Origin of the sequence: Streptomyces sp. RKAG293 (genome assembly GCF_023701745.1) — a bacterium.
GTDB lineage: Bacteria > Actinomycetota > Actinomycetes > Streptomycetales > Streptomycetaceae > Actinacidiphila.
Genome location: NZ_JAJOZB010000001.1, coordinates 7,626,896 through 7,638,219, shown reverse-complemented (window position 1 = coordinate 7,638,219; position 11,324 = coordinate 7,626,896). Strand labels below are relative to the sequence as shown.

The following is an 11,324-nucleotide window of genomic DNA, read 5'->3' as shown; positions in this document are numbered from 1 at the left end:
GTCCCGGACGGGGACACCGAAGTGGTCCCGTCGTCCCCGGGCCGCGTCACGGAGGCAGGGCGGCCCGTGTCGGCGCCCGGCTGCTGGGCCGGGCGTCCGCCCGGAACCGGCAGGCCGCTCTGTGGGACGGGGGCACCTTCCGAGTCGCCGCCGCGCGCGCCGCCGGCCGGTGCCGACGGCTCCGGCAGGCCGGGCTGCGCCGGAGTCGGGCGCGCTCCGCCGTTCCCCTCGGAAGCGCCCTCGGTCCGGGCCGGGCCGGAGGACGTGGCTCCGGCCGGGCCCGGATCGGGTGTGCCCTGGGTGGTCTTCGGCGCGGAGGTCTCCGCGGGCCCCGCGGCTGCGGACGAGGATGAGGACGAAGGTCCGCCGTCCCCAGTGGTTCTGTCGCCTGCCCCGGGACCGGGCCGGGAGCCGGGCGGCTGCGTCTCGACGTAGGTGCTGCTGCCCTCGTTGGCGCGGAGGTTCCCGCCGCCCTCCCCGGTTCCGCGGCTACCCCCGGGCGTGCCGCCGGAGGTGTCGCCGAGGGTGGCCGGGCGGTCGTAGCCGGGTCCCGAACGCGTCGGGGGCTTGGCACCACCGCTGTCGGGGATCCCCTCCCCGGGACGGTTCCCGCCGCTCGGGCGCGGCTGCGCGGTGCCGTGCGGGTCGGCCGGTGGTGTGCCGAGGTTCTGCCCGCGGCCCTCGAACGGGTCCGCGGGCGTCGGGGCACCGGACTGCTGAGTACTGCCACCGGCCTCAGCGGGCGGGCGATTGGTGTCCGTCGCGGGGTAGTCGTAGCCCCGGCCGCCGGCGGACGTGTCCGCCGCCCCAGGGCCGCCGGACGACGAGCCCTTGGCGGGCTGCGGTTCGGGGGTGCCGTGCGGGTTCCCCTGCGGGCCGCCCAACCGCTGTCCTGGGCCGGCGAACACGTCGGAACCGGCCGGGTTGGCCGGCTTCCCCGCGGTGGGCGGCTGCCCCCACCACTGGGCTCCGGAGTCCCGTGCGGGTTCGCCTGCGGACCACCCAACCGCTGACCCGGCCCCGCGAACGGATCCGTCCCACCGGAACCACTCGGCTTCGGGCTTCCCTCCGCAGGCGCCGGCTTCGGCTCCGGCGTCCCGTGTGGATTCGCCTGCGGACCGCCCAACCGCTGGCCCGGGCCGGCGAACACGTCAGAACCGGCCGGATTGGCCGGCTTCACCGCGGTCGGCGGCTGCCCACCACCACTCGGCTCCGGAGTTCCGTGCGGGTTCCTCGGCGCACCGCCCAACCGCTGACCCTGCCCCGCGAACACCTCAGAGCCGGCCGGGTTGACCGGCTTCCCCGCAGCGGGCGCCTGCCCGCCACCACTCGGCTCCGGCGTCCCGTGCGGGTTCGCCTGCGGACCACCCAACCGCTGACCCTGCCCCGCGAACACCTCGGAACCGGCCGGGTTGACCGGACGGGACTCCGGCCTCGCCGGGGACCCGCCGGAATGCTGCGGGGTGGCTGCGCCCAGCTCCGGGCTGTGGGGAACCGGGGAGCCGCCGGTCCCGCCGGCGTTGGAGCGCCCACCGACCGGCGGCGGTGTGCTGGTGGCGGGGCTCTCGCTCCGCGCACCGGGGTTGGGCGCGGTGACGCCATCCGTGTGGCCCGCGCCGGCTCCGCTGTTGGTGGGATGCGACGGGTTGGCGGACACGCCGCCGCCCTTCAGGTCGAGCGGGCCGGGGGCGACGGCGCCGTCCCCCTTGCCCAGGGCGCCGGGGCTGGGGGCCGCGTGCTCGCCGCCGGACAGCCGCGGCGGCGGGGTGACGTGCGGGCCGCCGCCGATCATCGCGGGGTTGGAGCCGAGCCCGGGGGTCGCTTCTCCTCGGGGAGTGGGCGTCGGGACGCCGCCCTCGGGGGCCCGGGCGGGGGTGGTCGGGCTCGGCTTGTAACGGAAACCGGAGAAGGCGCCGAAGCCGCCGCCCAGGATCGCGCCCAGGCCCATGCTCCACGCTTCGGCGCCCCAGTCGACGTCGTAGTCGGTGCCCGCGATGGCGGCGCCCGCCTCCCCGACGGCGACGTCGATGCCGAGGTTGAGCGCGGCGCCGGTCGCGGCGCCGCCGAGGCCGCCGGCGATCGCGGTGCCCACGGTACCGAGGCGGGCGGCCAGCTGGGCGAGCACCGGGATCAGCCGGCTCAGCAGTGAGCTGATCATCGTCAACAGGCCGCTGAGCAGCGGCCCGACGAACAGGAAGGCCAGGCCGAGGAGGGCGCCGATGAGGTTGGCCCACATGGAGGCGTTGATCTTCTTCGCGTACTCGTCGGCGGCCTTGTGCAGCTCGTCCGCGTAGCGCTGGATGGTCTGGCCGATCGTCCAGGCGGTCTCGGCGGCTTCGTCGATGGTCTTGCCGAGCGCCTCGTCCCATGCCCGGTGCGCCTGGTCGCCGGCGGCGCCGGTCATGCCGAGGCCGCCCAGGTGGCCGCCGACGGCGACCCTGCGCTCGTGGAGCTCGTCGCCGAGCCGGATCCACGCGTTGGCCAGCTCGATCATGTCGTCGATGCTGATGGTGTCGAGTACGGAATCCGCGCTTGCCATGATGTGGGCCGCCCTCCCTGGGCGCTGTGCTGCTGTCTAGGCTCGGGTGTTGACGGTCCGGGCCGTTTCGGAACCGGGGACGGCCGGTACGGAACCGGCAACAGCCGGTACGGAGCTGCCGGAGGCGGCCGGGGGCGCGTCGCGTTCGTCCAGCGCGATCTGCACGAGCATCGGTTCGGCGCTGCGCCGCACCAGCAGACCCCGGCCGGGCTTACGGGGGCGGGCTCGCTGGTCGCCGATGAGGGCGCCTTCGCGGTGGTCGCCGGAGAGCAGCAGGCCGTCGGTGCCGATCTCCTTGAGCTTGCTGAGCAGCGGGTCCGACATCAGGGCGCGGCCGGCGCCGCCGACGCGGCGGGCCAGCACCAGGTGGAAGCCCAGTTCGTCGGCCTGCGGGATGAACTCGGCCAGGGCGGCGAGCGGTCCGCGGCCCATGCTGCCGGAGGCGAGGTCGTAGTCGTCGGCCACGACGTAGAGCTCGGGGCCCTGCCACCAGCCGCGCTCGGCGAGCTGGGCGGTGGTGAGATCGGCCGGGGGGATGCGCGAGCGCAGCATCTCGGCGAGGGCCTGCGCCTGCGCGGAGACCAGGTCGGCGTTTCCACCGCGGGCGCCGATGTATTCCTCGGGCACCAGGTCCAGCAGGCTGTGCCGGTGGTCGACGACCATGAAGCGCACCTCGCGCGCGGAGTACCGGGCGGCCATGCCGCGCATCCAGCCGCGCAGGAAGGCGGTCTTGCCGGAGCCGGAGTCGCCGAAGACGGTGAAGTGCGGGGCGCCGGAGGTCAGGTCGAGGCCGACGGTGCGCAGGTCGGACTCGCGCAGCCCGATGGGGACCTCGTGCTCGCCGAGGCCGGCCCCGTGGCTCTCCCAGCGCTCGGCGGGTGACGGCTGGGCGGCGGTCGCCAGTTCGCGGACGGTGATCCGCTCCGGCAGCACGCGCAGCGCCGGGGCCGCCGACTTCCGCCAGCGCTCGGCGATCCAGCGGACCAGCGCCTGCTCGGCGTCGGCGAGCCCGTCCATGCCGTCCGCTCCGTCGAGCCGGGGCAGCGCGACGTGGTAAGTGAGCCCGGGCGAGGCGAGTCCGCGCCCGGGGATGCTCTGTCCCAGTCCGCGGGCGGCGGGGCGGCTGATCTCGGACTCGGACGGGTCGTTGAGGCGCAGTTCGAGACGGCCGGGGATGTTGTCGCGCAGGCTGACGCGGATCTCCGCCCAGCGGTTGGCGGTCAGCCACAGGTGGACGCCGACGCCGAGGCCGCGGGTGGCGATCTCGGTGAGGGTCTCCACGGCGCTCTCGTCCGCGGCGTGCAGGGCGGCCCAGTTGTCGACGACGAGCACGATGTCCGCGGCGCGCACGCCCTCGGGCAGCTCGCCCCGGACGCGCCGGGTGCGCAGGTCGGCGGCGGACTGGATGCGCAGCTCGCGGAACATCTGCTCGCGTGCGGTGACCAGGCGGCCGACCTCGGCCAGCACCCGGCCCACCCGTTCCTCGTCGCGGCGCCCGGCGACGCCGGCCACGTGGGGTGCGTCGGCCAGCCCGTGCAGCGCGCCACCGCCCATGTCGACGGCGTAGAACTGCAGCTCGTCGGGGGTGTGGGTGAGCATGGCGCTGAGCATCGCGGTGCGCAGGAAGGTGGACTTGCCGCTCTGCGGTGCCCCGACGAGGGCCAGGTGCCCCTGCCGTCCGGTCAGGTCCAGCACCAGGGGGCGCTGTTCCTGGCGGGCGGGCACGTCGAGGACGCCGACGGGGACCTTCAGCTCTCCCGCGAAGGGCCACTGGGCGCAGCGCAGGCCGAGGTCCGGGTCCGCCTCGGGCTCGCCGAGCAGCGGGTCGAGGGGGAAGTGTGCCGGCAGTGGCGGCAGCCACACCTGGTGTCCCGGGGTGTCCTTGTTCAGCAGGCGTTCGACGGCGATCTGGAGTTCGGTGTCGCCCGCGTCCGGGTCCCACTCCCAGGCGGCCGGCTCGCTCTCCTCGCCGGTGAGCGGGGCGAGGTCGCCGAGCACCGCGTAGGGCACCGGTTCCACGGTGGGGCCCGGCGCCTCGGAGTCGTGTTCGCGGTAGGGCGCGGAGACGTGGGCGACGCGGAAGCGCTCGTAGACGGACTCGTCCACCTTGAGGTAGGCGGAGCCGGGGATGGCGGGCAGCGTGTAGGCGTCGGAGGTGCCGATGACGGCGCGGGACTCGGCGGCGCTGAAGGTGCGCAGGCAGATCCGGTACGACAGATGCGACTCCAGGCCGCGCAGCCGGCCTTCCTCCAGCCGCTGGGTGGCCAGCAGCAGGTGCATGCCCAGGGAGCGGCCGACGCGGCCGATCTGCACGAACAGGTCGATGAAGTCGGGCCGCTGGGAGAGGAGTTCGCCGAACTCGTCCACGACGATCAGCAGATACGGCAGCGGCTCCAGCGGTTTGCCGTGCACATCGGTTCCGCCGGCGGCCTGGCGGAGCTGGTACTCGCGCACCGAGTCGACGTTGCCGGCCTCGCGCAGCATCCGCTGGCGGCGCTGCTGTTCGCCCTGGAGGGCCTGCCGCATCCGGTCGACCAGCGCGAGATCGTCCGCGAGGTTGGTGATCAGGCCGGAGACGTGCGGCAGTTCGGTGACACCCGCGAAGGTGGCGCCGCCCTTGAAGTCGACCAGGACGAAGGCCAGGTGCTCGGGTGCGTGCACCATGGCCATGCCGGTGACCAGGGTGCGCAGCAGTTCGCTCTTGCCGGACCCGGTGGCGCCGACGACCAGGCCGTGCGGTCCGATGCCGCCCTGTGCGGACTCCTTGAGGTCCAGGGAGAGGGGTTCGCCGGTGCCGGTCACCCCGATCGGGATGCTGAGCAGGTCCTTGCGGTCCGGGGCGCGCCGGGAGGTGGCCGGGTCGAAGGCCGCGATGTCGGGGAAGCCGAGCATGCCGGAGAGGGAGACGTGCTCGGAGAGCACCTGGTCGCGCTCGCCGGACAGCCGGAGCGGGGCCAGCGAGCGGGCGGTCGCCTCCCGGACGGCGGGCACGGTCTCGTCGGCCACGGCCTTCTCGACCGGCGCGTGCAGGCCGGGGGCGCGGCCCTCCAGGACGAGGCCGCCGCGCGCGTCGGTGCGGGCGCGTACGTCCACCCGGCCCGGTTCCGAGCCCTCCTCCTCGACCAGGCACACCACGTGCAGGCCCAGTTCGGGACCGGCCTCGGTGAGCAGGTCGGACAGCAGCGCCGCACGGGTCCAGGGCGCCTGGGGGTCGTAGTCGTCGAGGAAGACGACGAGGTGGCGGCGGGCGCCGGTGTCCCGCTGGGTGACGATGCGGCTGCTCCGCTCGGCACGCGCGGCGACGGCCTGGTCCAGTGTGCTCTGCAGGTGGTCCTGGAGCCCGGCCAGGTCATCGGCCAGCAGCGGGACGAGCTCCTGCTCGCGCAGCCGCGCGTCCTGGTCCGGCTGCTGGGCGTGCGGCAGCCATTTCACCCAGTCCCAGGCGGAGTCGCCGCCGGTGACGACGGCGACGCGCACGTCGTCGGGGGCGTGCAGCACCGACAGCTGGAGCAGCAGCGACTGGGCCAGCTCGCGGGTGCGCGGGCGCGGGCCGAGCAGGCTGACGACGCCGGCGCCGCGCAGGTCCAGCCAGGCGGCCTGGTCCTCGACGGTGCCGTGGGTGCGGACGAGTTCGGCGGCGGCGTGCTGGGAGCGGGTGTCCACTTCGACGGTGGGGTCGTTCTGGGCCGGCATGTGCAGCCCGTGCGCGGCGGGTGCCGCGCCGGCGCCCACGCGCAGCCGCAGGAAGTCGGCGTCGCCGGGCCGCCGTTCCCACACCCGGCGGCGGCGGGTGGCGATGGCCCACAGCCGGTCGGGGTGCGGGTGGAGCCAGGCGTCCGCCGCGCGCTGCGCGGCGCCGTCGTGCATCGCCTGCTTGCGGACGCCCGCCAGGTACTCCGAGTAGCGCTCGCGCTGCCGGTACTGGTTGCGTCGCCGGCTGCCGCGCAGCTGCATGCGCACGCCGATGGTGATGCCGACCGACACCACGACGAAGGCGATGCCGAGCAGGATCATCCACGCCTTGCCGTAGGCGACCATGTAGGCGGCCATGCTGATGCTGGACAGCAGCGGCAGCAGGATCATCAGCCAGCCCGCCGCCCCTTGCTGCTGCGGGCGTTGGGGCGGGGTGGCCAGTGTCGTCCTGCCGTCCGGCATCGGCGGGGGCGTCATGCGGACGGGGCGGTGGAAGGGTATGCGACTCACGGGGGCTGCCTACTGACGGGGCTGAGGGGGCCGGCGGGCGAAGGGGGCGGGGCGGCGGTCAGCCGAAGGTCATGGTGATCGCCGTCCTGTTGGTGTCGGTGACCGACTCGGGCGGGGTGTCCTTGGGCGGATCGCTCTTGCCGTCACCGGGCGCCAGGGCCTGGCGGAACTCCGAGAACGCCTTGGCGATGGCGTCCTCGGCCGTGCTGAAGTTGCCTGAGGCCATGCCGACGCCGTCGGCGAGGGTGGTCAGGACGCCCTTCTTCGGGTCGTCCTTGGTGCCGAACAGTTCGGTGGTCACCCGCACCCAGTCCTGGGCGACCTCGTCGGCGTCCCTGGCGGACCGGCCCTCCCAGGTGAGCCGGAGCCCGTCGAGCGTCGCCTTGACCCGGGTGAGGCTGTCGGCGACGTCCTGCGCGAGGTTCTTCAGCTGGGTGGCGGTGGTGTGCATGCCGCTCGGGGAGACGTCGATGACGGAGACGTCGTAGTCGGCCTGGCCGTGATCAGCCATGGGTCACCTTCCTCTGAAGTCCCGCGAGGGCGCGGGGTGTTGTGGCGAACGGCGCGGTCCCGCCACGATGCTGACAATTCCTCATATAAGTGGTAAACCTGGCGGAGGTTCCATGGGGCCACTGCCGCCCCGTACACCGCGCCGCCCGGCCGACGGACCGCGAAGCCGGCGCGACACTGCCGAGGGAGACACCGTGACCGACCCGATCAACTCGCAGTACGACACGACGCCACTGCCCGCCGCGGAGGGGGGCGACGACCAGAGCGAGCCGGGGCCGGACCACGGCAAGGACCTCAGCGGTCTGGTGCCGAACGACAAGGTCGCCTGGGGCGAGCCGCCGTCCTTCAACGACGACCCGCAGAAGATCCCGTCCGACTCCGGCACCGAGGGCCCCACCCCCGGGGACCCGTCCGGGGACCTGAGGATCGACCTGAGCGCCATGCGCACCACGGAGCGGTCGCTGCTCACCGAGAGCCGCGCCGCGGTGGCCACGTACGAGGAGGTCCGCGCCAAGGTCATGGCGAAGAAGGACACCGTCTTCGGCCAGGGCGCGAAGTCGCAGGGGTACTACTCGAACCGGCTGAACCATGACGGCTACATCTTCGTCAACGGCAAGGACAACCCGTTCGCGCCGGCCGGCGAGCAGTTCGCCGCCGACATGAACCCGGCGATGGAGCGGGCGCTGCTGCAGGCGGGCATGGCGCTGGAGAAGCTGGGCGAGTACATCGCCCTGATCAACCACTCCGGTCAGGTCTACGCGCACACCGACCGGGAGTGCCGCTTCCCGGACCCGCCCGCGACGCACTGAGACGGCCGCCGCGGACCTCGGCTCAGGCACTCCGCTGCCCGTCGCTGAGGTTCGCGTAGTTGGCGGTCTCCGCCTTGTGGTAGTTCCAGTAGCTGGTGGTCATCCGGGAGACGATGTCCGCCAGCAGGTGCTCCAGGTCGTGCTGCGCCGTGTGGAACCAGGACGTGATCTCGTCGAACGTGGCGTAGGACGGGCTGGACCAGTCGGTGCCGACCTCCCTCATCCTGGAGTCGACCGAGGCCATGGTCGCGGAGATGGCCGCGGCCTCGCGTTTGACCGCGCCGATCGCGTCATGCAGTGCCGCGAGGTCGGCCTGCCACTGCTCTGGAGTCGGTTGTTCCGCCATCTGCGGGGCACCTGCCTTTCACCACGTCCGAAGTCCCATCACGCCGCACGTCCGCGGTCCGGTCCCGCCGTACGGTCGGTACGGTCGTCCCGTTGCGCGCCGCCGGCGGTCACGGCGCCTCCCCCGGCGGGAGGTCCGCGGGCAGCAGCGCGGTGAGCAGCTCCGGGCCCGCCGCGGCCAGGTCGGCGGTGCTCAGGCACAGCTCGGCCACCCGCTGTGCGTGCCGTTCGGTCATCAGCTGGAAGACCTGCCGGGCGCTGCGCCCGTTGCCGAACTGCTCGCCGCGCGGCAGGGTCTCGAAGTAGCCGTGCAGTGCCTCGGTGGTCTCGGGCACGACGGTGTACTCGTGGCTGTCGGCCTGGTGCTCCACGATCCGCACCAGTTCCGCGGAGGAGTAGTCCTCGAAGCGGAGCGTGCGGGTGAAGCGGGAGGCCAGGCCCGCGTTGGACTCCAGCAGCCGGTTCATCCCACCCGGGTAGCCGGCCACGATGACGACCACTTCGTCACGGTGGTCCTCCATCAGCTTCACCAGCGTCGAGACGGCCTCGGCGCCGAAGTCCATCTGGTTTCCCTGCGGCACCAGTGAGTACGCCTCGTCGATGAAGAGCACCCCGCCCAGCGCCCGCCGGAAGACGGCGGTGGTTCTGGGCGCGGTGTGTCCGACGTACTCGCCGACCAGGTCGCCCCGGTCCGCCTCCACCAGGTGGCCGCGGCTGAGGAGTCCGAGGGCGGCCAGGAAGCCGCCGTAGAGCCGGGCGACGGTGGTCTTGCCGGTACCGGGGTTGCCGGCGAAGACCAGGTGGCGGTTGAGCGGCGGCGCCGAGAGCCCCGCGGCCTGCCGGATGGTGACCATCTGCATCAGCTTCGTGAGGGTCACCACGTCGCGCTTGACCCCGTCGAGACCGACGAGCCGGTCCAACTCCGCGTGCAGGGCGGCGAGTTTCTCCCCGGCCTGTCCGGCGTCGTCGCCGGACGCGTCCTGGTCGCGCGCACCGCCACCGGCCGCCCCGCCGGCCGCACCCGCGGCGTGCGCGACGGCGGGCACGGCGGTGCGCCCCTCCCGCTCCCCCACGGGCGCCAGCGTGGGCAGCACGGGCTCGGAGACGCCCTCCACCCGGCAGTCCTCGGCCGTCACCTCCGCCTCCTCGTCCCGCAGCAGGTCCTGTTCCGTCCCGTCGACGGTGCAGCGGCGCAGCAGGACGCGGGAGCGGGCTCCCGCGTAGACGGCGGGGAAGCGGCTGCCGGTGAAGCGGCAGTCCTCGTAGCGGCCTTCGCCGCCCTCTTCGACGAACAGCCCGTTCTTGGCGGCCGCCGCGACCGTCGTGCCGTGCATCCGGGGCCTGGCTCCGGCCCGGACGACGATGCCGCTGCCCGCCGTGTCGCGGATCGCGCCGCCGTCCACCACCGCCGTGCTGCCCTCCTCCAGCAGCAGACCGGCGGTGCCGCTGGCGGTGATCGTCACGTTCTCCAGCCGGGCTCCGGTGTCCCGGCCGATCCGCACCCCGGTCTCCGCGGTGCCGGTGATGTCGCAGTCGGCCAGCAGCGGACGGTGCGAGGTGCGCAGCCGCACCCCTTCCCTGGTGCCGCTGATCCGGCAGCCGCGCAGCGCGGCGTCGCCGCCCTCCACGGACACCCCGGCCAGCTCGGCGCCGGTCACCTCGCAGTCGTCCGCGAGCAGTTCGGCGCGCTCGGTCACCCGCATCCCGTACTCGGCGCTGTCGGTGACGGTGCAGCCGCGCACCCGGGCGCGGGCTCCGCCGCCCAGGTGCAGGGCGCTGTAGGCGGTGTCGCGCACGGTGCAGCCGGTGAGCGACACGTCGGCCCCGTCGACCGCGTACAGCCCGTTGGCCGCGGTGCGGGCGAAGGTGGAGTCGTGCGCGGTGACCGTGCCCGAGCCGCTGACGACGAGCGCGGTGTCCTCGCAGTCCACCGCCCGCACCGCCGTCAGCTCCGCGGCGGCCTGGGCGGTGACCAGCACCGCTGCGCCGGAGGTGTGGTGTACATGGCAGGCGTCCAGCAGGACGGCGCTGCCGCCGTCCGCCAGCACTCCGGCCCCGGCGGTGCGGAAGATCTCGCAACCGCGCAGCCGCACACCCTGGGTACCGCGGGTGGTGCGGGGCTCGACCCCACGGGGGAGGGCCGAGCCCCTGCTCTGGGGGTGCGGGTCGCTCTCCCGCACCGGGTTGTCGTCCGCGGCCGTGCCGCGGCCCGCCGTGCCGCGCAGCCAGACGCCCGGGCCGCCCGTCCCGTGCAGCCGGCACTCGCGGAGCGTGGCGCCCGCGTGTCCCTCCGCGAAGACGGCGGCGCCACCGCTGCCGCGTATCTCGCAGCGGGTCAGGGTCGCGTGGGCGCCGGCGGTCAGCACGACGCCGCGCCCGGTCACTCCGTCCAGCACCGCGTCGGTCAGCTCGGCCCGCGCCTCGTCGCCGGCCACCAGGCCGTCCCCGTCGCAGCCACCGACGGTCAGGCCCTCCAGCGTCGTGCGGCTGGTGCCGGTGAGCCACAGGGCCGCGCCCTCGGTCCGCCGCACCGAGCAGCCGGTCAGCAGCGGTGCCGCCGCTCCGGTGACCTCGACGCGGCCGCCGGTGATCTCGCAGTCCCGCAGCACCGGTTCGCCGCCGCGCAGCAGCACGGCCGCCTCGCGGGGCGCGGTGCCGGACAGGACGAAGCCGCGCAGTTCGGCGCGGCCGGCGTGTACGGTCACGGCCGGGCCCCGGGCGGCGACCAGCCGCACTTCGCCCTTGGCGACCAGGCTGACGTCCTTGTCGAGCACGACGCTCTCGATGTACGTGCCGGCCTGGACGGTGATCAGGGCGCCCGGCCGGGCACCCCGCACCGCCGCTCCGATAGTGCGGTGCGCGCCCCAACTGCCGGGCGCCACCCGCTGCGCGACCGCCTTCACCGCGGGCCTCCCGCC

Annotated in this window: 6 protein-coding genes; 1 reads left to right on the top strand and 5 read right to left on the bottom strand. The window is 74.4% G+C overall.

What is annotated here, in order from left to right; all coding sequences use genetic code 11:
- Positions 1–46 precede the first annotated feature (46 nt).
- Genes LNW72_RS33900 through LNW72_RS33890 form a run of 3 tightly spaced genes read right to left on the bottom strand, consistent with a single transcriptional unit; the run spans position 47 to position 7,253 of the window.
- Positions 47–2,539 carry a hypothetical protein gene (locus tag LNW72_RS33900; protein ID WP_250978863.1) on the bottom strand — a complete coding sequence of 831 codons (2,493 nt, stop codon included), beginning with the start codon at positions 2,537–2,539 and terminating at the stop codon, positions 47–49.
- A gap of 36 nt (positions 2,540–2,575) precedes the next feature.
- Positions 2,576–6,742 carry a type VII secretion protein EccCa gene (eccCa, locus tag LNW72_RS33895; protein ID WP_250978862.1) on the bottom strand — a complete coding sequence of 1,389 codons (4,167 nt, stop codon included), beginning with the start codon at positions 6,740–6,742 and terminating at the stop codon, positions 2,576–2,578.
- A gap of 58 nt (positions 6,743–6,800) precedes the next feature.
- Complete coding sequence (locus tag LNW72_RS33890; RefSeq protein WP_250978861.1) at positions 6,801–7,253, bottom strand: WXG100 family type VII secretion target; 453 nt, start codon at positions 7,251–7,253, stop codon at positions 6,801–6,803.
- Between the two features lie 193 nt (positions 7,254–7,446).
- On the opposite strand from LNW72_RS33890, the gene LNW72_RS33885 reads away from it, so the two are divergent.
- Positions 7,447–8,061 carry a hypothetical protein gene (locus LNW72_RS33885; protein ID WP_250978860.1) on the top strand — a complete coding sequence of 205 codons (615 nt, stop codon included), beginning with the start codon at positions 7,447–7,449 and terminating at the stop codon, positions 8,059–8,061.
- 22 nt (positions 8,062–8,083) lie between these two features.
- On the opposite strand, the gene LNW72_RS33880 is transcribed toward LNW72_RS33885, so the two are convergent.
- A complete protein-coding gene (locus LNW72_RS33880) occupies positions 8,084–8,407 on the bottom strand; it encodes a hypothetical protein (protein WP_250978859.1) in 324 nt (107 codons plus the stop codon).
- Positions 8,408–8,516: 109 nt separating this feature from the next.
- A complete protein-coding gene (locus tag LNW72_RS33875) occupies positions 8,517–11,309 on the bottom strand; it encodes a right-handed parallel beta-helix repeat-containing protein (protein ID WP_250978858.1) in 2,793 nt (930 codons plus the stop codon).
- Positions 11,310–11,324: the final 15 nt, after the last annotated feature.